Annotated in this window: 23 protein-coding genes and 1 pseudogene; 14 read left to right on the forward strand and 10 right to left on the reverse strand. The window is 68.4% G+C overall.

Features of this window, described 5'->3' with window-relative positions; translation table 11 throughout:
* Positions 1–21 precede the first annotated feature (21 nt).
* Entirely contained in the window at positions 22–1623 is a 1602-nt protein-coding gene (locus tag D472_RS0117890; protein ID WP_017605842.1) for an MFS transporter, read from the reverse strand.
* A 373-nt stretch (positions 1624–1996) separates the two neighbouring features.
* On the opposite strand from D472_RS0117890, the gene D472_RS0117895 reads away from it, so the two are divergent.
* The 5 genes from D472_RS0117895 (at position 1997) to D472_RS0117915 (ending at position 7553) form a co-directional block, all read left to right on the forward strand.
* Entirely contained in the window at positions 1997–2800 is an 804-nt protein-coding gene (locus D472_RS0117895) for a class I SAM-dependent DNA methyltransferase (protein ID WP_017605843.1), read from the forward strand.
* Between the two features lie 187 nt (positions 2801–2987).
* Positions 2988–4112 carry a SagB/ThcOx family dehydrogenase gene (locus D472_RS0117900; RefSeq protein ID WP_017605844.1) on the forward strand — a complete coding sequence of 375 codons (1125 nt, stop codon included), beginning with the start codon at positions 2988–2990 and terminating at the stop codon, positions 4110–4112.
* The gene (locus D472_RS0117905; protein WP_152447998.1) at positions 4105–5382 is read left to right on the forward strand and encodes an MFS transporter; all 1278 of its coding nucleotides are present in this window, start codon (positions 4105–4107) and stop codon (positions 5380–5382) included. Before D472_RS0117900 ends, D472_RS0117905 begins: the two co-directional genes overlap by 8 nt.
* Before the next feature lie 294 nt (positions 5383–5676).
* Positions 5677–6531, forward strand: a complete 855-nt coding sequence (gene panB / locus D472_RS0117910; RefSeq protein WP_017605846.1) for a 3-methyl-2-oxobutanoate hydroxymethyltransferase — start codon at positions 5677–5679, stop codon at positions 6529–6531.
* A gap of 137 nt (positions 6532–6668) precedes the next feature.
* Positions 6669–7553 carry a sulfurtransferase gene (locus D472_RS0117915; protein WP_017605847.1) on the forward strand — a complete coding sequence of 295 codons (885 nt, stop codon included), beginning with the start codon at positions 6669–6671 and terminating at the stop codon, positions 7551–7553.
* A gap of 36 nt (positions 7554–7589) precedes the next feature.
* Here the strand turns inward: D472_RS0117915 and D472_RS0117920 are convergent, their stop codons facing one another.
* A complete protein-coding gene (locus tag D472_RS0117920; RefSeq protein ID WP_017605848.1) occupies positions 7590–8843 on the reverse strand; it encodes an MFS transporter in 1254 nt (417 codons plus the stop codon).
* On the reverse strand, positions 8840–9466 hold the full coding sequence (locus D472_RS0117925; RefSeq protein WP_086003798.1) for an ArsR/SmtB family transcription factor: 627 nt from the start codon (positions 9464–9466) through the stop codon (positions 8840–8842). The genes D472_RS0117920 and D472_RS0117925 overlap by 4 nt, the downstream gene beginning before the upstream one ends.
* 212 nt (positions 9467–9678) lie before the next feature.
* Between D472_RS0117925 and D472_RS0117930 the strand changes: the two genes are divergently transcribed.
* Complete coding sequence (locus D472_RS0117930; RefSeq protein ID WP_017605850.1) at positions 9679–10719, forward strand: LLM class F420-dependent oxidoreductase; 1041 nt, start codon at positions 9679–9681, stop codon at positions 10717–10719.
* Between the two features lie 320 nt (positions 10720–11039).
* Here D472_RS0117930 and npdG read toward each other — a convergent pair whose 3' ends face one another.
* Positions 11040–11735, reverse strand: a complete 696-nt coding sequence (gene npdG / locus D472_RS0117935) for an NADPH-dependent F420 reductase (protein WP_017605851.1) — start codon at positions 11733–11735, stop codon at positions 11040–11042.
* A gap of 51 nt (positions 11736–11786) precedes the next feature.
* Entirely contained in the window at positions 11787–11975 is a 189-nt protein-coding gene (locus tag D472_RS0117940; RefSeq protein ID WP_017605852.1) for a hypothetical protein, read from the reverse strand.
* A gap of 116 nt (positions 11976–12091) precedes the next feature.
* Here D472_RS0117940 and map point away from each other — a divergent pair, with 116 nt between their 5' ends.
* The 5 genes and pseudogenes from map (at position 12092) to D472_RS0117965 (ending at position 17195) form a co-directional block, all read left to right on the forward strand.
* A complete protein-coding gene (gene map / locus D472_RS0117945; protein ID WP_017605853.1) occupies positions 12092–12943 on the forward strand; it encodes a type I methionyl aminopeptidase in 852 nt (283 codons plus the stop codon).
* Between the two features lie 194 nt (positions 12944–13137).
* Entirely contained in the window at positions 13138–13647 is a 510-nt protein-coding gene (locus tag D472_RS25880; RefSeq protein WP_017605854.1) for a hypothetical protein, read from the forward strand.
* Between the two features lie 83 nt (positions 13648–13730).
* Positions 13731–14564, forward strand: coding sequence for a M55 family metallopeptidase (locus D472_RS0117955; protein WP_017605855.1), 834 nt, complete (start codon positions 13731–13733; stop codon positions 14562–14564).
* Between the two features lie 141 nt (positions 14565–14705).
* Complete coding sequence (locus D472_RS0117960) at positions 14706–16097, forward strand: M20/M25/M40 family metallo-hydrolase (protein ID WP_017605856.1); 1392 nt, start codon at positions 14706–14708, stop codon at positions 16095–16097.
* A gap of 109 nt (positions 16098–16206) precedes the next feature.
* A pseudogene (locus D472_RS0117965) lies at positions 16207–17195 on the forward strand (S66 peptidase family protein).
* Between the two features lie 11 nt (positions 17196–17206).
* Here D472_RS0117965 and D472_RS0117970 read toward each other — a convergent pair.
* Positions 17207–18082 carry a polysaccharide pyruvyl transferase family protein gene (locus D472_RS0117970; protein WP_033304155.1) on the reverse strand — a complete coding sequence of 292 codons (876 nt, stop codon included), beginning with the start codon at positions 18080–18082 and terminating at the stop codon, positions 17207–17209.
* Between the two features lie 252 nt (positions 18083–18334).
* Here D472_RS0117970 and D472_RS0117975 point away from each other — a divergent pair, with 252 nt between their 5' ends.
* The 3 genes from D472_RS0117975 to D472_RS0117985 all read left to right on the forward strand — a co-directional run bounded on the left by D472_RS0117975 (position 18335) and on the right by D472_RS0117985 (position 22222).
* Positions 18335–20308, forward strand: coding sequence for an acyl-CoA dehydrogenase family protein (locus D472_RS0117975; protein WP_017605859.1), 1974 nt, complete (start codon positions 18335–18337; stop codon positions 20306–20308).
* A gap of 112 nt (positions 20309–20420) precedes the next feature.
* Entirely contained in the window at positions 20421–21713 is a 1293-nt protein-coding gene (locus D472_RS0117980; protein ID WP_017605860.1) for an MFS transporter, read from the forward strand.
* 98 nt (positions 21714–21811) lie between these two features.
* Positions 21812–22222: a hypothetical protein gene (locus tag D472_RS0117985; RefSeq protein ID WP_026117824.1), complete on the forward strand. Its 411-nt coding sequence runs from the start codon at positions 21812–21814 to the stop codon at positions 22220–22222.
* A gap of 3 nt (positions 22223–22225) precedes the next feature.
* Here D472_RS0117985 and D472_RS0117990 read toward each other — a convergent pair whose 3' ends face one another.
* The 4 genes from D472_RS0117990 to D472_RS0118005 form a co-directional block, all read right to left on the reverse strand.
* Positions 22226–22414, reverse strand: a complete 189-nt coding sequence (locus D472_RS0117990) for a hypothetical protein (RefSeq protein WP_017605862.1) — start codon at positions 22412–22414, stop codon at positions 22226–22228.
* A gap of 19 nt (positions 22415–22433) precedes the next feature.
* Positions 22434–23009, reverse strand: a complete 576-nt coding sequence (locus tag D472_RS0117995; protein ID WP_017605863.1) for a hypothetical protein — start codon at positions 23007–23009, stop codon at positions 22434–22436.
* 99 nt (positions 23010–23108) lie between these two features.
* Positions 23109–23744, reverse strand: coding sequence for a TetR/AcrR family transcriptional regulator (locus D472_RS0118000; RefSeq protein ID WP_017605864.1), 636 nt, complete (start codon positions 23742–23744; stop codon positions 23109–23111).
* A 21-nt stretch (positions 23745–23765) separates the two neighbouring features.
* Positions 23766–24180 (reverse strand): acyl-CoA dehydrogenase family protein (locus tag D472_RS0118005; protein WP_017605865.1); only part of this gene is annotated, 415 nt, incomplete at its 5' end.

Raw genomic sequence — 24180 nt, forward strand, 5'->3', positions numbered from 1 at the left:
TGTTAGGCCCTGTTCTCCGGATCATTCCGGGCTCGTGGCCCCCGTTCGACGCGGTCCATCGGTGTCGGAAACGTCACTCTTCGCGGTACGCGCCCCGGAGACCTCGCGAGGCATCCACAGGAGCACCACCAACAGCCCCACCAGACCAAAGCCCAACGAGACCAGTGCCGCCAGGTGCAGGCCCGAGAGGAAGGCCTCCTTGGCCGGGGCGACCAGCACCCGCCCCTGCTCGCCCAGGCCCCGAGCCAAGGCCATCGTGCCCTCGATCGACTCACCGGCCGCACTCACCTGTTCGGGGCTCACCTCGGCCTCGGCCGTCGCCTCCTCCAGGACGGGCGCCATGGTCGACCGGTAGTGGAAGGAGATCACCGCGCCGAGGACCGCCACACCCATGGCGGTGGCCACCTGGCGCACCGTGTTCTGCACCGCCGACGCGGCTCCGGCCTTGGCCGGCGGCACCGACGACATGATCGCGTCCGTGGCCGGGGTGAGCACCACCGCCATCGCCGAGGTCTGGAGGAAGAAGAACGCGATGATCAGCCACAGTGGGGTGTCCTGCTCGATCTGTGCGTAGAACACGAAGCTGCAGCACACGATCACCACCCCCGTGGCCGCCAGGGCGCGTCTTCCCACCAGGCGGACCAGGGTGGGGCTGAGCGGGGCGAAGAGCATCTGACCGAGCGCGGCGGGCAACACCAGCAATCCCGCGATGAACGGCGTGAACTCGCGCACGCTCTGCCAGTAGAAGCTGAGGAAGAAGATGATCCCGGACATGCTGAAGAACAGCACCATGATGATGGCGACGGACACGCTGAATCGGGGGTCGCGGAAGAACCGCACGTCCAGGGAGGGGTCGGGGGTGCGCGCCTCGTGCAGCAGGAAGAGCACGAGTACCACCACGCCCAACGCCAGGGAGCCGAATACGTCCCAGTCGGCCAGGGACGCCCTCTCCCCCGCCGTGATGATCCCGTAGATCAGCAGCACCAGACCGGGGATGGACAACAGCACGCCCACCACGTCGGGGCGACCGGCGTGCTCGTCCCTGGACTCGGGGATGAGGACGAACATCAGCACCAACCCGACCAGTACGAACGGCACGTTCACCAGGAAGATCGAGCCCCACCAGAAGTTCTCCAGCAGCAGTCCGCCCGCCGACGGCCCGATCGCCATCGCCAGGCCCACCGCACCGGCCCAGATGCCGATCGCCCGGCCGCGTTCCTCGGCGGGAAAGACATTGGTGATCACCGACAAGGTCTGTGGCATGACCATGGAAGCACCGAATCCCATCACCGCGCGCGCCGCGATGAGCTGTTCGGGACTTCGCGAATAGGCCGACAGGGCCGAAGCGACACCGAACACCACCAGTCCCCCTACGAGCAGCCGGCGACGGCCCCATCGGTCACCGAGGACGCCGAAGGTGAACAGTAGCCCCGCGAAGACCAGGGTGTAGGAGTTGATCGCCCAGGCCAGCTGAGCCTGACTCGCGCCCACGCCGTCCACCGGGTCGGACAGGGTGCGCAACGCCACGTTGAGGATCGTGTTGTCGGCCACGATCACCAACAGGCAGATGATGAGTACCGCGAGTCCACCCCACCTGCGCCGGTACGCCGTCCGCTGGTCCATCAACCACCATCCATAGCCGGGGACGCCCCCTTCCCGGGGCAGAGCACCCGAAGAAGTCCGACCATCTGATGAAGGGTCTTCTTATCGGGATCGCAACTCTACCGGTACGCGGACTATACGCACGAAGGAACCTCGCAGTTCATCGCACACGAGCTCCGATAAACATCAACCCGGGTTTCTTTTTCATCTCCCCAAACCCACTCTTTACTCGAACCGAGTACCGGAAGCCTACTACCTGGCACCATCACACCGAGTATCGAAAGAAAGAGGAGCCAGCGTCCGGATGTGGCCAACTTGCTTTTAACTCGGCCCCTGCTTTCGCTACTCTTTCGGCCACCGGAAGAGCCATGAATTTAAAACGGAGGCCCAAAAGGTGCCTGAAATCATCCCCCAGATTTCACCGCAAGCGGCTTACGACGAGCTCGCCAAACACTACGATGCCGTCAGTAGCACACCGGACTACCACCGGTGGATGCAACTATTCGATGACCTCCTTCGTGAGTACGAAGTGCGGGGACCCCTGCTCCTCGACCTCGGGTGCGGAACCGGAAACAGTTCCGTCGAGCTCAAGAAGCAGGGTTACCAGGTCACCGGAATCGACATCTCCCCCGAAATGATCAAGGTAGCCGGGAACAAGGAAGAGATGGCCGGCATCGAGTTCCGGGTCGGGGAACTCACCGCCCTCCCCTGCCCATCCGGGTCCTTCGACGCCGCCACCGCGGCAGGCGAACCCTTCCACTATCTCCTGGAGGAGAGCACCCTGACCAGTGCCTTCTCCGAGGTCAAGCGAGTACTCGCGCCCCAAGGTCTGCTGGTGGCGGAGATGAACACCACGATGGCCTTCCGCGTATCGGCGGAAGGACCGGGCGTGCGCCGAGCCAAGGGAAGTTTCGTCTGTTTCTCCCCCTCCAGCAGCACACCCTTCTCTCCGGGTGGGCTACTCGACTTGGAGGCCGACTCGTTCGTCGAACAAAGTGACGGCGCCTGGGAGCACCTATCCACCCGGCACAGGACCAGGCATTTCACCCACGAACAGATCCTGCAATGCCTCAAGGAATCAGGACTCGAATTCGTCGCCGCACGAGGATTCCACGGATCAGGACTCGCCCAAGACCTTGATGAAGAGCATCACATCAAAGCCCTGTACGTCGCCCGACGTGCAGCATCCGAGGGCTGATCATCCTGAAAAGGAAAGCCTTCGCCCCCTGGGATGAATCCATCCCGAAACCAAAAGGAGATCCCATGAAGATCAAGATCGAGCAGGTCGAAGAGCTCCGCATCATCATCGAGTTCAGGGCAGCTTAATAATAGTCGGAGGCCGGCCCTTCGGGTCTGGCCTCCTTTCTTTTCCAGAAAGGGCGACGATGAAATACAGATCGGTGGAGGGGCTCGGCTGCGCGTGGAACGCCCAAGGACTTCTGGTCAAGAACCCCATCACGCGCTCCACCATCACCACCGAGCCCGTGACAGTGGCGCTGCTTCACCATTTCCGTGATTGGAACACCGTGGCCCGAGCCGCCGAAGAGGTCGGCTACGACGAGGAGAGCGTGACGGAGGCCGTTCGGTCCCTGCACTCCCTCGGTTTCCTCACCGCCGAGGACGACCCCGAGGAGGGCGTCTCCTCCGCTCTGGACCCGTGGCGCCCCTGGTCGCACGAGGGGACCTCGTTCCACTTCATGACCCGGGACGCTCCGTTCGTGGAGACCACCGATCACATCAGGGAGGAACTGACGACCCAGACCCCTCCCCCGTTGTTCAAGGACTACCCCGACGCCGACCGGTTGTTCCTCCCGCGCCGTCAGAGGCGACTCAACGCTCCCTACGACGAAGTCCTCTACGGCCGCAGGACCCATCGGGACTTCGCGGCCGAACCCGTGGACCGCGAGACCTTCTCCACCCTCATGGGAGCGGTCTTCGGCCTGAAGGACTTCATCGACGCCAAGCAGTTCGGTTCGCTCATGTTGCGGACCAGCCCCTCGGGCGGTTCCCGGCACGAACTGGAGGCCTACGTCGCGGTGTCGGATGTGACCGACGTGGACCCGGGGATCTACCACTACGGCGTCCGAGAGCACTCCCTGGAACTCATCCGGGAGGGAGACTTCCGGGATGAGTTGACCCTCATGTGCAACTCCCAGTCCGGAGTCGGCCAAGCGGCGTTCTCCGTCATCCTGACCGCGGTCGTGGAACGCATGAGCGCCAAGTACCGGCATCCGAGGGCCTATCGGGTCATGTTGATGAACGCCGGACATCTCGGCCAGACCTTCGCACTGACCGCCACCGCCCTCGGTCTGGGGCCCTTCCACACCGCCGCGTTCAACGATTCCCGCGTGGAGGAACTCATCGGCGTGGACGGAGTGTCCGAGACCGCGCTCTACGTACTCTCCGCAGGACTCCCCAAGACCGACGAACGGGGCGAGGTGCTCCTTTCCAACCCCCCGATGAGCCTCGCTTCCTCCAGGGCGAGCCGATTCGACACCGGCCGTGACTAGATCTTTGGGTGGCACCAGTCGGCCCGCCCCCTCCGTGCGACTGAGCGGCGCCTTCCATCGCTTCTGGGCCGCCCACACCAGCGCGAACCTGGGCGACGGGATCCTGCTCACACTGTTGCCACTGATGGCTTCCGCGATCACCACCGACCCGTTCATGGTGTCGTTGCTGACCGTGGCCGCCTACCTTCCCTGGGTCATGTTCGGGCTGCACGCCGGAGCCTTGGTCGACCGAGTCGACAAGCGCCGGATGATGGTCATCGCCAACTCGCTGCGATGCGTGTGCCTGGGGCTGCTCATGCTGCTCGTCTGGATGGACGCCACACCGATCTGGGCGCTGTGTCTGTTCGCGTTCGCCCTGGCGATCTGCGAGGTGCTCCACGACGGCTCCGCACGCGCGCTACTGCCCCTGCTCACCCCGCGCTCGCTGCTACCCGGCGCCAACAGTCGGCTGGAGGGGGCGCGGGTCCTGGCTTCGGACTTCGTGGGCGGCCCGGCGGCGAGTTTGCTGTTCGTGGTGGCCCCCGTGTTCGCGGTGGCGCTCAACGCCGGTACCTATCTCGTGGGAGGGCTGTTACTGCTCGCGGCCCTGTCGACGTCGACACGCCCCCCGCCCACGGAGCCCTCGGAGATGGCCGGGAAACCCAGGAACGGGCGTGGCTCGCTCACCCAGGACGCCATCAGCGGACTGTGGTTCGTTTGGAGGGATCGGCTCCAGCGAGGCTTCACCGCCACGGCCGCGATGTCGGCGTTCGCCACCGGCCTGGTGTCGGCCATACTCGTGCTCTACGTCACCCGGACCCTGGGCGTGAGTGAAGCTTTGTTCGGCGTCTACACGGCCGTCGCAGCCGTGGGCGCGCTTGCCGGCGCCATGGTCTGCGGATCCCTCATCGGACGTCTTGGCGCGGGCCGAGTCCTGATCGGCGCGTACGTACTGGCCAGCGCCTCCCTGATGGCGCTGGGCGTGTTCCCCGACGTCTACGTCGGCGCGGTCGCGCTCGGGCTCTTCGGACTGTCCGGCACCGCCATCTCGGTGAGCGCGGTCTCCACACTCCAGGCCATCACCCCCGTGCCCGTCCTGGGCCGTGCCGGCATGACCCGTGCCCTACTCACCCACACGGCCATCCCCCTGGGGGCGCTCATGGGTGGGGTCCTGGGACGGCTGGGGCTCCAGGTCCCGTTCGTCGTCGCGGGCCTGCTGCTCCTGGTGGTTCCCGCGATCTTTTGGCGGGTGATCCATGAGGCGGCCGCCCGGGCGGCCGAAGATTCCTGAACCGCTGTCCGAAGCCGAACCGACCGAGGGGGAATCCTCGCACACTCGAAATCGTTTCCCCGAAGAGGATGGGCCGATCGCGTCCATGCGATGATGTTGTCGGCGTGCGGCCCCTCTGCCCGTCCCCTCCCGCACCTCGTACCGGGTGGGAGGTCACGGTGAGCGGGAACGACCGCACGACCGCACGGGCTCCTCATGGGGAACCCGCGTGCCAGAGCACGCACCACAACCCTTTTCGTCCACACGTCCGGGGACACCCACACGGGTGCTTCGAGACAACGGAGGAAGACCATCATGAGCACCACGTCCCAGCCGCCCTCGGCGGGAAACGCCCTGTACGGCGGCGTCACCAACCGACGTGTCACCATCCGTGACCTGGCCCGGGCCAAGGAGCGCGGCGAGCGCTGGCCGATGCTGACCGCCTACGACGCCCTCACCTCCCGAATCTTCGACGACGCGGGCATCCCGGTCCTGCTCGTCGGCGACTCCGCCGCCAACGTCGTCTACGGCTACGACTCCACCGTCCCGGTGACGGTGGACGAACTGATCCCGCTGACCGCGGCCGTGGTCCGTTCCACCAAGCGGGCGCTGGTCGTGGCCGACCTTCCCTTCGGCTCCTACCAAGGCTCGCCCCAGCAGGCCTTGGAGACCGCCTCCCGGTTCATGAAGGAGGGCAACGCCCAGGCCGTGAAGCTGGAGGGCGGCCACACAGTGGCCCCCCAGGTGGAGATGCTGGTCTCGGCCGGTATTCCGGTCATGGCACACGTGGGTCTGACCCCACAATCCGTCAACACCCTGGGCGGTTACCGCGTGCAAGGCCGAGGCGAGGCCGCCGCCGGACTACTCAAGGACGCCAAGGAACTGGAGCGCGCCGGTGCGTTCGCGGTGGTGTTGGAGGCCGTCCCCGCCGATCTGGCCGCTCAGGTCACCGAGCAGCTGTCCGTTCCGACCATCGGGATCGGCGCCGGTGTCGGCACCGATGCCCAGGTCCTGGTCTGGCAGGACATGGCCGGGCTGAGCCCGCGGGTGGCCAAGTTCGTCAAGACCTACGCGAACCTGGGCGAAACGCTGCGTGAGGCCGCGTCCACCTACGCGGACGAGGTCGTCAACGGTGCCTTCCCCGCCGAGGAGCACACCTACGCGAGCTGACCTTTCGGTCGTCGAAGGCCGGTCGGGCCCGCCCCGGCCGGCCTTCGTCGCGCCGAACACCTCGTTCGGGCACGGAACAAGTGTGCGCGATACGAGGTTGGTGCTGGTCAACGCATCCGAATCAAGGGGGACCGGACATGGCACCGAGCAGCGCACCGACCGTCGGCGTGGCCTGGCTGGCCGAGCACCTGGGCGAGGAGAACCTCGTCCTGCTGGACTCGACCACCCACCTGAGCATGCCCGAGAACGGGCCCTACACCGTGGAGTCGGGCCGAAAGACCTTCGACGCCGAACACATCCCGGGCGCCCACTTCGCGGACCTGCTCACCGACTTCGCCGACCCCGACGCCCCGGCCCCGTGGACGGTCCCGTCCTCGGAGCGCTTCGCGGCGAGCGCGGGTGCCCTGGGCATCGGCCCGGGCACACGCGTGGTGGTCTACGACCAGTCCAACGGGTTCTGGGCCACCCGCCTATGGTGGCACCTGCGGCTGGGGGGGGTTNNCGACGACGTGGAGGTCCTCAACGGTGGGTTGAACGCCTGGAAGGCGGCCGGGCACCCGGTCACGGACAAGCCTTCCCCTGCGCCCACACCGCGCACCTTCCAAGCGCGCCGCCGCCCCGAACTGCTGCGCTCCACCGAAGAGGTCCACGCCGCCCTGGACGACCCGCGCACGGTTCTGGTCAACGTCTTGGACCCACAGACCTACAGCGGCCGAAAGCAGACCTACGCCCGTGCCGGGCACATCCCCGGCAGCCTCAACCTGCCGGTGAGCGAGGTCACCGATCCCGAGACCGGAACGCTCAAATCGGCGGAGGAGTTGCGCACCCTGTTCGCGGACAAGGGGCTGCTCGACCCAGGGGTCACACCGGTCACCTATTGCGGCGGTGGCATCGCCGCCACCGGAGTGGCCCACGCCCTGGCGTTGGCCGGGCGTGAGGACGTGGCCGTCTACGACGGTTCCATGACCGCGTGGGCCGCGGACGACTCCCTTCCGCTGGTCACCGGCGACCAGCCCCGGTAGGGGCGGGCACCACGCCCACGATGCCCAGGCCCAGGCTCAGGGCGAGGCACGTTCGGGTCCGGCCTCCGGCTCCTTCGGGGGCCGCTCGAACGCCCGAGCGGACCGGCCGAAGGCGGGGACGAGCGCCGCCGCCAAGTAGACCGCCGCCCCGGCGACCAGGACCGGGGCCACGCCGAGGACCCCGATGGCCACGCCGATGCCGGGAGCGGCGATCGGCGCCCCGATCCGGGCCAAGGCGCCGATCATCGACATGCCCCGCCCCACCAGGTTCGGGGGCAGGCGCTCGAAGAGCATCGCCGACAGGATCGGGTTGATCAGGCCGCCGAACAGGCCGGAAGCCCCCCACACCACCAGGACCGCCCACAGCGGTAGGTCCAAGGCCAGCACGAGGATGCGCGGCGGGCCGGCGACGGCCAAGGCGAAGAAGAAGGTCGCGCGTCGGGGCAGGCGATGGCCGAACCAGGCGGCGGCCAGGGAGCCGATCACCGAAGCACCGCCGAGCGCTCCCGCGACCAGCCCGACCCCCTCGGGGCCCCATCCGCTTTCGTGGGCCCATACCGGCAGCGCCAGGCTCATCACAGCGACGTCCACGACATTGGTCACCAGGACCATCGCCACCAGGGTGCGCAAGGGCAGATCTCCCCAGACGACACGCCACCCCGCTCGCAGCCGCCTCAGGTAGCCGTGACCCTCTTCCGGATCGGCTCCGGAACGTTCGAACGTCTCGGTGTCGTGGCGCAACATCAGAACCATGATCAGAGCGGCCAGCAGCATCAGGACGGCGTTGAGGTACAGGGCGGTGAGCGCGCCCAAGGCCGCGGTCACGGCCCCGGCGGCGATCGGCCCCACCGTCATGGAGAGTCGGTCGACGGTGCCGGTGAGTCCGGTGACCCGTTCCACCCGTACCCCGGCGGCACGTGCCACGAACGGCGACAGTGAGACCTTGGCGGCTTCGGAGGGTCCGGTGGCCAGACCGATCACCGTGACCAAGGCGAGCAGGACCGGGAAGGGCAACAGGCCGGCGGTGAAGAGCAGGGGAATCGTGATGAGGGCGGCCGCCGCCAGCAGGTCCACCCGGATGCTCACGGCACGCTGCCCCACCCGGTCCAGGACGGGGCCCACGAACAGCCGGGCCAGGGTGTAGGCGCCCATCTCGAACAGGGTGACCAGACCCATGTGGGCGGGGCTCCCGGTGGTCTCCAGAACGAACCAGGGGATGGCGATCATGGCCAGCCGGGTGCCGATGTAGGCGCAGGCCTCGGCGGCCACCAACCCGACCACGGGTCTCATGGTGTTTTCTTCGGTGCGGAGGGCCCTCGGGGGTCCGAGGCGTTGTCGGGGCCGGGAAAGGCGGCGAACTGGATGTTGACGGTGCGCCCTTCCCCTCCCCCCTCGTGGTGGTAACGGTCGAGGAGCTCGACGACCTCGGCACGGAAGCGCTCCATCTGTTCCAAGGTGAGGTCGATGGTGCGGTCGGCCATGAACTGGGCCTCACGCCAACCTTCGGGTCGGGCGGACCACAGGTCGACCGCGGTGGCCAGCCGCGCGGACCAGCGGGCTGCCAGGGCGTGACGTAGCGCCGTGGTGAGTTCGGGCGCTTCGGTGTCCAGGTGCTCGGGCAACCGGAAGCCCTCGTGCACCGCCCGCCACCAGCGTTCCCGGCTCGTGCCCAGGTCCGGGTCCTCCTCGATGAATCCGTAGGTCTCCAGCTGACGCAGGTGGTAACTGGCCGAGGCCGAGGAGATGCCCAGTTCACCCGCGATGGTCTTGCCGGTGGCGGGGCCCTGCTGGATTCGCTGGTAGAGACGCATTCGTAGGGGATGGGCCAGGCCTCGCAGGGAACGCGCGTTCAAAAGCGCCGCGTTCGCGAAGGGGTCCCGGGTAGGCGAGGCGGGCTCGTGTTCTTCGGTCATGTCGTCACCGTATATGGCCAAGGGTTGTTGGCCAAGACTCCTTGGCCAAGGAAACTTGGCCGGGATCGGCCGGGAATCGAAGGAACGCCCCTCCACGGAGGACCATCGAACACGTGAGCCGCACCACAGCCTCGTTACCGCCCGGTAGTACAGTGACGCCGACACCAGGACCGTCCACGGGCCGGGTCCCGGCCCCACCGGGAGGACAGCACATGCGCATCTCGATGCCGCTCCAGTACGCGGGCGAGCCCAAGTCGGCCGTCGACCAGGTCGTCGAACTGGAGAAGGCCGGACTGGACACCGTGTGGGTCGCCGAGGCCTACGGTTACGACAGCCCCACCCTCATGGGCTACCTGGCCGCGCGCACCGAACGCGTGCACATCGGCTCGGCCATCCTGCCCATGTACAGCCGTACGCCCACCCTCGTCGCGATGACCGCCGCGGGGCTCGACTACCTCTCCGAGGGCCGTGCCATCCTCGGTCTGGGCGCCAGCGGGCCTCAGGTGATCGAGGGTTTCCACGGCGTCCCCTACAGCAAGCCGCTGGCCCGCACCCGCGAGACCATCGAGATCTGCCGCAAGGTGTGGGCGCGCGAGGACCGCCTCACCCACGACGGCGACGTGTTCACCCTTCCGTTGCCGCCCGAGCACGGCACCGGCCTGGGCAAACCGCTCAAGATCATCAACCACCCCGTGCGCCCGCGCATCCCGATCTACGTGGCCTCCCTGGGCATGAAGAACGTCGAGATGACCGCCCGGATCGCCGACGGTTGGCTGCCGCACCTGTTCATCCCGGAGAAGGCCGAAAAGGTGTGGGGCCAGGCCCTGGCCAAGGGCAAGGCCGAACGCGATGCCTCCCTGGGCGACCTCGACGTCTCGGCCGGTGGCCTGCTCGCCATCGGCGAGGGCGAGGACACCAAGAAGCTCTTGGAGTTCACCCGCCCGATGATCGCCCTGTACGTGGGCGGTATGGGCGCCAAGGGCAAGAACTTCTACAACACCGTCGCCCAGCGCTACGGCTATGAGGAAGCCGCGGAGAAGATCCAAGACCTGTACCTGGCCGGGAAGAAGGAAGAGGCGGCCGCGGCCGTCCCGGACGAGTTCGTGGAGCTGACCAACCTGGTCGGCCCCGAGTCCTACGTGCGCGAACGGGTAGAGGCCTTTCGCGCCGCCGGGGTCACCCAGCTCAACGTCACCCCGATGGGCGAGAACCCCGCGAAGCTGATCGAAAAGGTCAAGGAGTGGGCCTCCTAGCACCGTAGCCGTCGGGGCTCACCCGTTACGGAGCGGTGGTGTCCGGGGTGGTGCGTCGCCAGGCGGCGAAGCGCCGTTCCAGGCGTCGCGACGGGGTGAACCTCGGCTGCCCCGTCCCCACAGCGCGGGAGAGGGCGCTGGAGAGGGCTCTGAGGCTGTCGGGGCCCCGGCCAAGACGGGCACCGGAGCCGGCCACGGCGGGGACGCGGCCGGCCCCCGCCCCCAAGGGGAAGAGCAGGCCAACGAAGCACTACGAGAGGCTCCACACGCGCGACGGTGCCGCCCAAGACCTTCCGGGCGGCACCGTCGCGCGCGTTCGTCTACAGCCCGGTGATCCGGATACCCGCGTGGGTCTTGTAGCGGCGGTTGATGGCGATGAGGTTGGCGGTGAGCGCCTCCACCTGGTGGGCGTTGCGCAACCGGCCGCCGAACACGCCCCGCACCCCGGAGATGCGTTCGGCCAGGGCACGCACCACGTCGGTGGCCTCCCGATCCTCTCCCAGCACCAGCACGTCCAGGTCGACCTCGTCCACCTCCGGATCCAGCAGCAGCTTCGCCGACACGTGGTGGAAGGCCGCGGTGACCCTGCTGCCCGGCAGCACCTCGGCGGCCTGTTGGGCGGCGCTGCCCTCGGTGACCTCCAGGGCGAACGGCCCCTTCTTGTCGAAACCCAGCGGGTTGACGCAGTCCACGACGATCTTCCCGGCGAGCCTGTCGGCCAGCTCGACCAACAGCTCACGGTGACCGTCCCAGGGCACCGCGACGATCACGATGTCACCCTGCTCGGCGGCCTCGGCGTTGTCCACCCCGTGCACCCGGATCTGAGCGGCCTCGGCCTCCGCCAGTTCACTCGCGGCCTTGGCGGCCCGTTCGGCGCTACGAGAACCGATGTAGACGGTGTGTCCGGCCAGGGCGAACCGACGTGCCAGTCCTCGCCCCTGATCGCCGGTGCCACCCAGCACGGCGATGGTCTTCCCGGTGATGTCCACGCCCTGCGGCGCGTTCTGTTCGCTCATGGAGCCGATCCTGCCAGAACGGGATTCGGTAACGAGGGAGCAGGGCGGGCGTCAACGCTCTTCCTTCTCGTCCTCCTCGTCCCATGCCTCGTTGCGCTCGGCGGCGATGTCGAGCGCCTGCGCCGCCGTCGCCTGATCCGGGTAGGGGCCCAGACGTCGGCTGTTGGGGCAGCCCTTACCGTGTTCGACCTCGTTGTGCCTGAGACAGAACCACCAGTCACCGTTCTGCGCGTCCAGCACAGCCGACCGCCTCCTTCTCATCGTGGATCTGATGGGGCACCTACCCGCGCCCGGGGTACTCATCACACCCCTGAACACGGCGGTTCGGTACCACTCACGAACTACAATCAGTGTCCATGACTACTCCGCTGGTTCCTGGGCGCATCTCGCCACAACGTTCGGTCCCCTCCCACATCGTTCGCCCGGAGTACGTCGGTAAGAAGCACCCCGTCGAAGGTGTCCTCGGTGACATCCACGACGCCGAGACCATCGAGCGCATCCGCGTGGCGGGCCGGATCGCGGCGCAGGCCCTCGAGGAGGTCGGCAAGCACATCGTGCCGGGTGTGACCACCGACGAACTGGACCGGGTCGGCCACGAGTTCCTGCTGGACCACGGCGCCTACCCCAGTCCCCTGGGCTACAAGGGTTACCCGAAGTCGCTGTGCTCCTCCCTCAACGAGGTCATCTGCCACGGCATCCCCGACGACACGGTCATCTCCGAGGGCGACATCGTCAACATCGACATCACCGCCTACAAGGACGGGGTGCACGGCGACACCAACGCCACCTTCCTGGCCGGAAACGTGTCCGAGGAGAACCGGCTGCTGGTGGAGCGCACCCGGGAGGCGACCATGCGCGCCATCAAGGCGTGCCGCCCCGGTCGCCAGATCAACGTGATCGGCCGCGTGATCGAGTCCTACGCCAAGCGTTTCGGCTACGGCGTGGTCCGCGACTTCACCGGTCACGGAGTGGGGCCCGAATTCCACTCCGGCCTGATCATCCCGCACTACGACGACCCGCGCGCCACCACCGTCATGGAGCCGGGCATGGTGTTCACCATCGAGCCGATGATCACCCTTGGTGGCGTGGAGTACGACTTGTGGGAAGACGGGTGGACCGCGGTGACCGCCGACCGAAAGTGGACGGCGCAGTTCGAGCACACCCTGGCCATCACCGAGTCCGGCGCGGACATCCTCACCCTGCCTTGACCTGGGAACTCCTCGGGCCCCGGCACCGCCGGGGCCTTCGCCGTACCCGGTGGCGGGCGCCGCCGAGACCACGGTCGCTCCGTCCTGTGTCCGCCCGTCCCGAACGACGCCGCCCCCAGGCCTATCGACCGAAACCCTGTACAAGGATCGTGGAATCGACCTCTGACACCTTCCGAGCGACAGGGATCCTCCCCATGGCGTTGTTCGTCCATCTGACCTCCCGCGCCGACATCGCCCGCGTCCAGCGGTCCGGTGTGCACACCTCCTCCGGGCAGGGGGACGTTCGAGGAGTCTTCTGCTTCCCCATCCTCCCCTCGTACACGGTGACCCACCAGTGGCTGAACGCCCTCGGGCCACACCATGAACCACACGGCCTGGTGGCGGTCGACGTGTGCCTTCCGGACGACGAGCCGGTGACGGTGGGCCACTTCGACGACCCGAACGCGCGAGTGGTGACCGCGTTGAAGGCGGTCCGCCTGATCAGCGAGTTGGAGGACCCCAGCGGGTGGGAGGTGGTCGTGCCCCGTCCGATACTCCCGGACGAGGTCCGGTGCATACGGGAGGTCCGCAGGCTCGCCGACCGGTCATCCCTTCCCGAACCGATCGCCCACGTGATGGCCGAAGGCCTGGCCGACCCCTTCCCCGATTCCGTTCCGACCCCCTATCCGCGTTTTCCGGCACCTTCGCCGACCCGGGCCGGGTGATTCCCTGAGCGGATCCGCGAGGACCGACGCCCCGACCATGGACCTGTGGCCCCGTGCACCCTCTAGGCCCTAGGCTCTGCCTGGTGAAGATCCTCATCTCCGCGGACATGGAGGGCGCCACCGGCGTCACCTGGCCCGCCGACTGCGAACCCGGAACCGAACAGTGGCAGCGCTGCCGGTCGATGTTCACCGGTGACGTCAACGCCGCGATCGGCGGACTCTTCGAGGGTGGCGCCACCGAGGTCCTGGTGAACGAGGCGCACTCGACCATGCGCAACCTGTTGCTGGAAGAGCTCGACGAACGAGCCACCATGATCACCGGCCGGCACAAGGAGCTCTCGATGGTCGAGGGCGTGCAGACCGGTGACGTGGACGGGATCGTCTTCCTGGGCTACCACTGCGGCGCCGGGGACGACGGGGTGTTGGCCCACACCTACCTGCCCAACGCCATCACGAGGGTCTGGCTGGACGGCGAGCCCGCGAGCGAGGGTCGCCTCAACGCCGCCGTGGTCGCCGAGTACGGCACTCCCGTCATCTTGGTCACCGGAGACGACCGGGCCTGTGAGGACGCCGAATCCTACGCTCCCTTGGCACGGACGGTGGCGGTCAAGGACCACGTAAGCCGATACGCCGCGCGTTGTCGCCCGCCCGCGCGTACCGCCGCCGACATCCGTACGGCCGCGCAGGGGGCCATGACACTGGCCGGTCGGATCACCCCGGTCGTCCCCTCGGTCAGGGCCGTGGAGGTCGAGGTGGACTCCGCCCAGCTCGCCCAGGCCGCGGCGATCGTTCCGGGAGTGACTCGGATCGGCGAACGTCGGGTTCGCTACACCTCCCCGGACGCCTACGAAATGATCCGGGCGTTCAAGACGGTCACCACCATGATCTCCAACCACATGGAGAAGGACTACGGCTGACCGCCACATCCCTTCCGCGCCGTTACGCGGACAACCGACCTGGGCAGCGGGTAGAACAGTGCCGGGGGCCAAGACCCGCTCACGTTCGTGTACCCGCGTGTACCTCACCACCTCATACCACCCCGACGAAAGGCCGAGTCCGTGGGCCACACCGACACCTCCCCGCCCAGCAGTGCCAAAGAAGAGGCGCTGATCGCGGCGGGTGAGGACGCGATCCACCTGACCCGCGAGCTGATTCGGCGCGACTCCACCAACCGTGGTGGAGGCGAGGGCGACGAGCGCGCCGCCGCCGAGTTCGTGGCCGAGGCCCTGGGCGCGGCCGGCCTGTCCCCCCTGATCCTGGAGTCCGCCGATCGCCGCGCCAACGTGGTGGTGCGTATCCCGGGTACCGATCCCGACGCCGAGGCGTTGCTGGTCCACGGGCATCTGGACGTGGTGCCCGCCGACGCCCACGCCTGGTCGGTGCCACCCTTCGCCGGGGAGATCGCCGACTGTCCCGACACCGGCGTCCCGTCCCTGTGGGGGCGCGGGGCCGTGGACATGAAGAACACCGTCGGCATGGTCACGGCGGTGGTGAGGCACTGGTCGAGGCTGGGGCTGCGTCCCCGTCGCGACATCGTGTTGGCCTTCGTCGCCGATGAGGAGGACAGCGCCGTCTACGGGGCCGACTACCTGGTGCGCGAGCACGCCGACCTGTTCGAGGGCTGCACGGTGGCGATCGGTGAGGGTGGTGGCCACACCGTGCACGCCCTCGGGGGCGACGGAAAGCCGGTGCGGCTGTATCCGATCGGTTCGGGCGAACGCGGTAGCGCGTGGCTGACACTGCGTTCACACGGCAGCGCCGGGCACGGTTCGCGGCCCCCACGCGACAACGCGGTGGGGGCGTTGGCCGCCGCCGTGGCGCGCGTTCACGGGTATCGGTGGCCGCTGCACCTGACTCCGGTCACTCGGGCCGCGATCGACGCGATCACCGAGGCCCTGGGGGTGGAGCGCGTCCAGGGCGATCTCGACACCGACGAGTCCGTGGACGCCTTGGTCGCCCGGATGGGCACGGCGGCGTCCCTGGTAGGGCCCACCGTGCGCAACAGCGCCACCCCCACGATGTTCTCGGCCGGGTACAAGGTGAACGTGGTGCCGGGCGAGGCGAGCGCCGGGGTGGACGGCCGGGTGCTGCCCGGTGGGGAGGAGGCGTTCACCACCACCATGAACGAACTGACCGGTCCCCAGGTGAGCTGGGAGTACGCGCACGGATCGCCACCGGTGGCCGCGCCGGTGGATTCGGCGGCCTTCGACGCGTTGCGCGGGGCGCTATTGGCCCAAGATCCCCAGGCCCGTGTGGTTCCGGTGTGTCTGGCCGGGGGCACGGACGCCAAGGTGTTCTCACGGCTGGGGATCGACTGTTACGGATTCTCCCCGATGCGCCTGCCCGAAGGGTTGGACTATCCCGGTCTGCCGCACGGGGTGGACGAGCGAGTGCCGTTGGAGGGCTTGCGCTTCGGAGTTCGGGTACTGGACGGCTTCCTTCGCTCCTGACCTGACGTGGACACGAGCAAGGCGAATCGACCGGTGACCTGGCGCACCCCGTCGAGGAGGCGCCGTGGAGGGGATGAGGAAAGGGATGGGCGGCAACGTGGGGGAGTCGATGATCGAGACCAGCGAGGAGTTCAGCGGCGAACCCGAAAGGGTGGCGCGTCCCATCTCGCTCCGGCGCCCGCCGAGACTGCGTCGGGGTGATCGGGTGCGGCTGGGGGGGGCGNGGCGCCGTGCAGTCCGCTGCCGGAGTCCCAACTGAACGCGGCCGTGGAGATCCTCACGGGCTGGGGTCTGCGGGTCGAACCGGCTCCGCATGTGCGCGACCGTCATCCCACGTTGCCTTACCTGGCGGGTCAGGACCGGGATCGGGCCATGGACCTCCAGCAGGCCTGGTGCGACCCCGACGTGCGGGCGGTGTTCTGCGTACGTGGGGGCGATGGGGCGCACCGGATGCTGGACCTGCTCGACTTCGACGCGATGCGCCGCGTCGAGCCCAAGGCACTGATCGGGTTCAGCGACATCACCGCGCTGCACGAGGCGTTCGCGATCGAGTTGGGTGTGGCCACGCTGCACGGCCCGGTGGTGGGAACCCGCTACTTCGTGGGTGACGAAACGGCCCAGCGGGAGCTGTACACCACCCTGTTCGCCCCCGAGGAGCGCATGCTGTTGACCTCCCCCGGCGCACACGGCCTGGTCCCGGGGCGGGCCGAGGGGGTGTTGTTCGGTGGGAACCTGAGCCTGCTCAATGATGGTCTGGCCACACCGCACAGCCGATTGTCGGCGGCCGGGGGCATCCTGCTTCTGGAGGACGTCAACGAGGACGCGGCCAGGATCGACCGAATGCTCACCCACTTGTTGCGCACCGGATGGATGAACGGTGTGGCCGGAGTGGCGATCGGAACCTGGTCGGACTGCCCGCCGGACCCGGGAGCGATCGCCGAGCTGATGCGCGATCGGCTCGGCGCGTTGGGGGGGCCGGTGCTGTGGGGACTGGAGTTCGGTCACTGCGCCGCCCAGTTGACCCTGCCCTTGGGCGTCGCGGCGATGTTGGACACCGAGCGGGGCAGCCTGGAGTTGGCGGTCCCCGCTCTGATGTGATGCGAGAGGCCCTACTTCCGCTTCAACGCCGCCACCAGCCGGTCCGCCAACGGCGAGACCGGTTCGGCCGCCCTCAGCGTGGCCTCCCGCGCCCCCTCGGTCAGGCACCAGTCCCACCATCGATCCAAGGACTCCGGGGCCGGCTCTCGCTCGGAGTCCGTCACCGTCAATACCGGCCAGGCCCAGGCCCGCGCCTGCGCCGTGACCTTCGCCCCTCCGAGCACCGGGTCCACCACGAGTGCGGGCACACCGTTGCGCAGAGCCAGGACGAGCCCGTGCAGACGGGTGGTCACCACCAGGTCGGTACGGCGCACCAAAGCGTCGAACTGGGCAGGGGAGGCGCAGTGTTCCCAGTCCCTTCGATCGAGCCTGGTGTCCAGGGGCAGGCGTGCGCAGTCCTTGTCGACCAACCACCCGCCGAGAACCTCGTGCACTCGTTCGTGGTTCGAACACCCGCCGTACTCGGGCTGCCTCGGCGCGGCGGTCACCCCGACCACCGGAAGCGGACTTCCCGGCGGTGCTCCGTGCGCCAGATCGCGTTGGGGTCGTTCTCTGGGCCCATCCCGGGGCAGGACGTCGTGGAAACCGAGGAAGGCGGGGTCCTCGACGTCCACCACGGAGACCCCCACCGCCACCCGCCGGCAGTGGGGGAAGCGCCGGTGCAGGTCGCGTATCTGCTCGCCACCGGCCGGCCCGCAGACGAAGACCAGATCGGAGTAGTCACGTCCTTCGGCTTCTTCCAGGTCCATCCCCTCGGGTCTGAAGACGGGGCTCCAGGCCACGTCATGCGGGATCCCGGCGGCCCCCAGCCGCGCACACACCGTCTCGGCCGCACCGACGTCGCCCGCCGTGGCCTCTCCGTGCAGGAAGGAGAACCAGCCCGTCACCAGGACACGTTCGGGTGTCCTCCCGCCCGGGCCGAACCACCCTCCCGAACCCTCTTCCGCCTTCCGCACTCCGTCACCCCCATGGTGGGCGGATGATTTCCGTCCAGAAGGAGTCACAAACAGGGCATCGGGAATATTTGCGGCCCACTAACTTGGGACTCATCACACCCGCGCCCGGGCGTGTTCGTCCCCGTCCACGCGTCCGCCGGTGGTAGACACGGGTGCGCGTCGATGACGACCACAGGGGGAGCAATGAGCGAACAGGCACCACTGAAACTGAACGAGGCCGAACTGCGCGGTCTATTGGACGGACGTTGGGCCCACGTACGTGAACAGGCCCGGGACGTCCTGCAGGGTGAGCGGTTCGCTCCGGTACACGGCCTGTCGATGGAGGAGCATCGGGCCCGCACCTTCGATCAGCTCATCGCCCTGACCGAGACCGGCATACCCACCTACGGCTTCCCCGAGTCCGTGGGCGGCACCAACGACGTCGGTGCCTCCGTGGTGGCCTTCGAGATGCTCGTCGCCGACATGTCCCTCATGGTGAAGATGGGGGTGCAATTCGGACTGTTCGGCGGAGCCATCAGTGCTCTGGGCACGGAGGAACACCACCGTCGCTACCTGCCCGGCGTGATGAGCGTGGAGATTCCCGGCTGCTTCGCGATGACCGAGACCGGGCACGGCTCGGACGTGCAGCGGCTGCGCACCACCGCCACCTACGACCCGGCCACCGAGGAGTTCGTGGTCCACACCCCCGACGAGGCGGCCCGCAAGGACTACATCGGCAACGCCGCCCGGGACGGGCGCATGGCCGCGGTCTTCGCCCAGCTGCGGACTCCGGGCCCGGACGGACCGATCGAGCACGGAGTGCACACCCTGATGGTGCCGATCCGTGACGAGAACGGCGACCCGATGCCCGGGGTCACCATCGAGGACTGCGGTCACAAGGCCGGGCTCAACGGGGTGGACAACGGCCGGCTGTGGTTCGACCAGGTACGGGTGCCGCGCACCGACCTGCTCAATCGGTACGGCGACGTCGCCCCCGACGGCACCTACTCCAGCCCGATCGAGAACCCCAACCGGCGTTTCTTCACCATGTTGGGCACACTCATCCGAGGCCGGATCAGCGTGGCCGGAGGCGCGGGCACCGCCACCAAGGCGGCTCTGAGCATCGCCGTCCGCTACTCCGACACCCGCCGTCAGTTCACCCGCCCCTCCGCCGAGGACGGCCCCGCCCAAGAGGTGCCGATCCTCGACTACCTGGCCCACCAGCGCAAGCTGCTACCGGCCCTGGCCCGCACCTACGCGCTGCACTTCGCCCAGGAGGAACTGGTCACCCGACTGCACGAGCTCTCCAAGAACGAGGAACGCGACGAGCACGCCCAGCGCGAACTGGAATCGCGCGCGGCCGGGCTCAAGGCGGTGGCGACCTGGCACGCCACCCGGACCATCCAGACCTGCCGTGAGGCCTGCGGTGGTGCGGGCTACATGTCGAACAATCGGCTCCCGCAACTCAAGGCGGACTCCGACATCTTCACCACCTTCGAAGGCGACAACACGGTTCTCCTTCAGCAGGTCACCAAGGCCCTGCTGACCAACTTCCAGGACTCCTTCGGCGACCTGGACCAGCTGGGCCTGGCCAGGTTCATGGCGGGCAAGGTGTTCGAGACCGTCATCGAGCGCACCGCGGCCATCCCACTGATCGAACGGCTCATCGCCGCGGCCCCGGGCCGCGGCGATGATTCCGGCCTGTACAACAGGGGCTGGCACCTGGAGTTGTTGGAGGACCGGGAGAAGCACATCACCGAGGGCCTGGCCGCTCGGTTGCGTCGGGCCAAGAAGGACGGCAGCGACGCCTTCGAGGTGTTCAACCAGGCCCAGGACCACGTACTGGCCGCCGGGCGGGCTCACATGGACCGGGTGGTTCTGGAGGCGTTCGTGGCGGGTATCGACCGTTGCGGTGACAAGTCCACCGCCAAACTCCTGAACCGGTTGTGCGACCTGTACGTGCTCTCGGTGGTGGAGGAGGACAGCGGCTGGTTCCTGGAACACGAGCGGCTCTCCACCGCTCGTTCCAAGGCGATCACGGCCGCCGTGAACGAACTGTGCCGGGGCCTGCGGCCCTACGCCGTGCAACTGGTGGACGTCTTCGGGCTGCGTGATGAGTGGTTGGGCGCGCCGATCGCGTTGGGGGCCGAGCACGAGCGTCAGGGCGACCAGGCCTGATCCGGCCCGGACGCCGCTCCCCGTGCCGACGCGGGCACGGGGAGCGCCCCCTCTTCCCCCGGCCCCTCTCGTGGATCTAACCTGAAACACCTTCATGTCAGGTAGGTCACACGTGCGCACACCCCCCGTGCCTCCTCCCCCCGACCCCTCCGAACGCCCCCTACCGGCCGCCCTGGCCGAACCCACCCGTCCCGTCCGCACCCTGTGGGTGGCCGGCATCAGTCTGGCCAACCTCGGCATGTGGATGGCCTTCTTCGGTCCCCTCCAGGTCCTGCTCCCCGAGCAGGTCGGCCGGATCGCCCCCACCGACAAGGAGACCGTCCTGGCCTGGGTCACCGGGGTGGGCGCCATGATGGCCTTGATCGCCACTCCCCTGGCAGGCGCGTCGTCGGACCGCACCACCGGCCCGCTCGGGCGACGGCGCCCCTGGGTCCTGGCCGGGGCGGTGCTCGGCGGTGCCGGACTGATCGTGCTCGGCACCCAGGACACCGTCGTGGGTGTCCTGCTGGGTTGGTCGTTCGTACAGACCGCCCTGTCCTTCCTGAACGCCACCCTGCTCGCCGCCGTCCCGGACCACGTACCCCGCAGCCAGCGCGGCGCGGTCTCGGGATGGATCGGCGTCCCCCAATCCGCCGGTGTGGTCGCCGCCGTGGTCCTGGTGACCGTGGTGGTCACCGAGGTCGCTCCCGGCTACACGCTCATCGGGGTGCTGACCCTGGCCTGCGCGCTGCCCTTCGCGTTGCTCTCCCCGGACCCGCCGCTACCCCGCCAGGCTCGCCCGCCCTGGCGCGACCTGCTCCGGAACATGTGGGTCTCGCCTCGACGCCATCCGGACTTCGGGTGGGCCTTCCTCACCCGGTTCCTCATCGGTACCGGCAACGCGATGTTCATCCTGTACCTGCTGTACTTCCTGCGCGACGCGGTGGGCTATGAGGAACTCTTCCCCGGTTCGGAGGCCACCGATGGCCTACTGACGCTGATCCTGGTCTACACGGCCACGGTGGTGGCCACCACCGTGGTGGCGGGCGTGATCTCCGACCGCTTGGGGCGCAGACGCGTGATGGTCGCCTTGGCCGGGGTCGTCATGGGCGTGCCCGCGTTCATGGTGGCGCTCTCCCCCACCTGGACGACGCTGCTCGTGGGCGCGGTGGTGCTGGGCGTGGGCTTTGGAGTGTTCCTGTCGGTGGACAACGCCTTGGTCACCGAGGTTCTACCCAGTGCCCAGGGCCGCGCCAAGGACCTGGGGATCGTCAACATCGCCAGTTCGGGACCGCAGGTGATCGCACCGGTGCTGGCCGGACCGATCGTGGTGCACCTGGGTGGTTATCCGGTGCTGTACACCGTGTGCGGTCTCATCTGCCTGTGCGGCGCCGCCGTCGTCTGGAAGATCGAGGGTGTGCGGTGATCGGCGCCCCGACTCGTGTGCCGGGCCGAGGGCGTGACCGGCTCTGACCAGCGCGTAAGGGGTGGCGTTCAGCGCACTCGTGGGGCCACCATGGGATGATGGACGATCGGCGAATGTGGGACTGGCTGGTCCAAGAGTTGACCGAAGGTACCGAAGTGGTCGTGCAGCCGGGCGGGGTGGGTGATCCGGTGACCTACCAGGCCGCCGACCGGGTCGAGGTGCTGCCCGAGGACAAGGGCATCCGCATCATCTCTTTCCACGGGCACGGCCTGTCTCCGGCGATGACGCTGCACATGACCCCGGCCCGGTGGGCGAGGCATCTGCGCGAGACCGTCGAGGACGGTGTGGAGGCCTTCGGCACCCGCAACGAGGGCGGGATCGTCGAGGCCTTCGCGCTGTTCCTGGTGCACCTGGAGGAGGCCGTGGAGGGTCGGCGCCCCGGGGAGGACCACGTGGTGCTCACCCGGAACGGTCTGGACCCTCTACGTACGCCGCCGCACCTGCTTTGAGTCTCAGCCGCGGGCCCAGCGCAGGCAGACGTAGGCGATGCCGAAGAACAGCGCTCCGAACAACCCCGCGTAGGCCAGGCCCTGGAGCCAGGTGTCGCCCATGAACACCCGTAGTGGGACCAGGACGAGGGCGGCGATCACCGCGGGGCCGGCCGCGTTGAACACCGGCCGTCGGGAGAGTTCGTCAGGCATGGGTCGATCCTTACCAGGGTCAGTCGGTGATCGGGTCCAGCGGACCGGTGTCGGCACGGGTCATCCCGGCGACCTCCTCACCGCGCTGTCGGGCCGGTTCCCACCACCACCAGTGCGTCCGGGGCACCCAGAGGGGGATCTCCTCGACGCTGGTCGGGCCGGCCTCCGCCGCGATGGCCTCCAAGGCGTCGTCGATGCGCGGAATGGAGTCCAGATCCCCTTGGCGCATGAAACGTTCCCAGGGTACGAACTCGTCGCCGAGGATCTGCAGCATGGATCGGCGCCAGCAGGCAGGTCGGTAGCCCTCGTGTCTGCCGTGGTCGGCGGCCGTCTGGGTGCGCACCACGTACAGGCCCATCCGGTCCGGGTTGCTGCCGCTCACCAGGAGTTCGGCGAGGGTGGCGTTGAGGTTCTGGCCGGCCGGGGATCGACGCTGCGCCGGGGTCGTGGCCTGGTAGAGCTCGAAGAGGCGGGCTAAGGCCGTGTCCATGAGGGCGTCATGGTCCCGGCGTCTGGCGGCACTCTCCGCGAACGCGTCCACGACCCGCCTGGCCAGGCCGGGGAGGTCCCTGCCCGTTTCCGCACCCACCGACACACCGCCTCGTCCTCGTGTCCGTCGTCCTCGCGCCGCCGTGGCCGCACGCTTGCCCGGCTTTTCGATCATAATCCTCACGAAGCCGGACCAGGTAGGAGATTACCGGTTGGTAGCCGACGGTGGGTGTTCCTGGCCGTGGAGAGTGTGTTCGAGCATTCGGGCCCACTGGCCGACGATCCGACGGCGTCGGGCCCGGTCATCGGTCAACAGGTTGGCCAGGCCCAGCCCTCGGGCCAGGTCCAGGGTGGCCTGGACGGTCTCGCGCACACCGGGCACGGACTCGTCGGCTCCCAGCAGTTCCACCACGGCGTGGTGCACCAGCCGCCCCACGTGTCCCTCCAACGGAAGGACCTGTGCGCGCAGGGCGGGGTCGTTGGCGGCGCCCGCCCACAGTTGTAGGGCCGCGTCGAAATCGGGGCCACTGAAGGCGTCCACCACCATCTGCACCACGGCTTCGGTACGGCCCGGGCCCTCTGGGACGCTCCGTGCCCGCCGACGCAGTTCCTCGCTCCGGCCGTCGATCATGTGCCGCAGCGCCGCCAGCAACAACTCCTCCCGGGTGGGAAAGTGGTGCTGGGCCGCGCCGCGAGAGACCCCGGCGCGTTCGGCGACGGCACCGACGGTGGCCCCGGCCACCCCCCGTTCGGCCAGGCAGCCGACGGCGGCGTCCAACAGCCGGGCCCGGGTGGCCCGGCTGCGTTCCTGTCTGGGCTCCCGATCGGATGCCGTCTCCACTCGCGCCTCTTCCCTCGTTGATCAGTACGACTTGGGCAACCCCAGGGACTGCTGGGCCACGTAGTTGAGGATCATCTCGCGGCTCACCGGGGCGATCCTGGCCAGCCGAGAGGCCGCGATCATCGAGCCCAATCCGTATTCACTGGCCAGTCCGTTGCCGCCCAGGGTCTGCACGGCCTGGTCGACCGCGCGTACGCACGCCTCGGCGGCGGCGTACTTGGCCATGTTGGCGGCCTCTCCGGCCCCGGCGTCGTCGCCGGAATCGTAGCGGAGCGCGGCGTACTGGGCCATCAATCGAGCCTGTTCCGTCTCGATCTTGATCTGGGCCAGGGGGTGGGCCAGTCCTTGGTGTGCTCCGATGGGCCGGTCCCGCCACACCACGCGTTCCTTGGCGTAGGAGACCGCCTTGTCGAGCGCGTGGCGGGGGGAGGCCGGG

The sequence above is a fragment of the Nocardiopsis alkaliphila YIM 80379 genome (assembly GCF_000341005.1).
Taxonomy (GTDB): domain Bacteria; phylum Actinomycetota; class Actinomycetes; order Streptosporangiales; family Streptosporangiaceae; genus Nocardiopsis; species Nocardiopsis alkaliphila.

Coding starts and splice junctions, on each gene's coding strand:
- D472_RS0117890 (WP_017605842.1), bottom strand. CDS start 1,623: ATGGACCAGCGGACGGCGTACCGGCGCAGGTGGGGTGGACTCGCGGTA.
- D472_RS0117900 (WP_017605844.1), top strand. CDS start 2,988: ATGAAATACAGATCGGTGGAGGGGCTCGGCTGCGCGTGGAACGCCCAA.
- panB (WP_017605846.1), top strand. CDS start 5,677: ATGAGCACCACGTCCCAGCCGCCCTCGGCGGGAAACGCCCTGTACGGC.
- D472_RS0117920 (WP_017605848.1), bottom strand. CDS start 8,843: ATGAGACCCGTGGTCGGGTTGGTGGCCGCCGAGGCCTGCGCCTACATC.
- D472_RS0117925 (WP_086003798.1), bottom strand. CDS start 9,466: ATGACCGAAGAACACGAGCCCGCCTCGCCTACCCGGGACCCCTTCGCG.
- D472_RS0117930 (WP_017605850.1), top strand. CDS start 9,679: ATGCGCATCTCGATGCCGCTCCAGTACGCGGGCGAGCCCAAGTCGGCC.
- npdG (WP_017605851.1), bottom strand. CDS start 11,735: ATGAGCGAACAGAACGCGCCGCAGGGCGTGGACATCACCGGGAAGACC.
- map (WP_017605853.1), top strand. CDS start 12,092: ATGACTACTCCGCTGGTTCCTGGGCGCATCTCGCCACAACGTTCGGTC.
- D472_RS25880 (WP_017605854.1), top strand. CDS start 13,138: ATGGCGTTGTTCGTCCATCTGACCTCCCGCGCCGACATCGCCCGCGTC.
- D472_RS0117975 (WP_017605859.1), top strand. CDS start 18,335: ATGAGCGAACAGGCACCACTGAAACTGAACGAGGCCGAACTGCGCGGT.
- D472_RS0117985 (WP_026117824.1), top strand. CDS start 21,812: ATGGACGATCGGCGAATGTGGGACTGGCTGGTCCAAGAGTTGACCGAA.
- D472_RS0117990 (WP_017605862.1), bottom strand. CDS start 22,414: ATGCCTGACGAACTCTCCCGACGGCCGGTGTTCAACGCGGCCGGCCCC.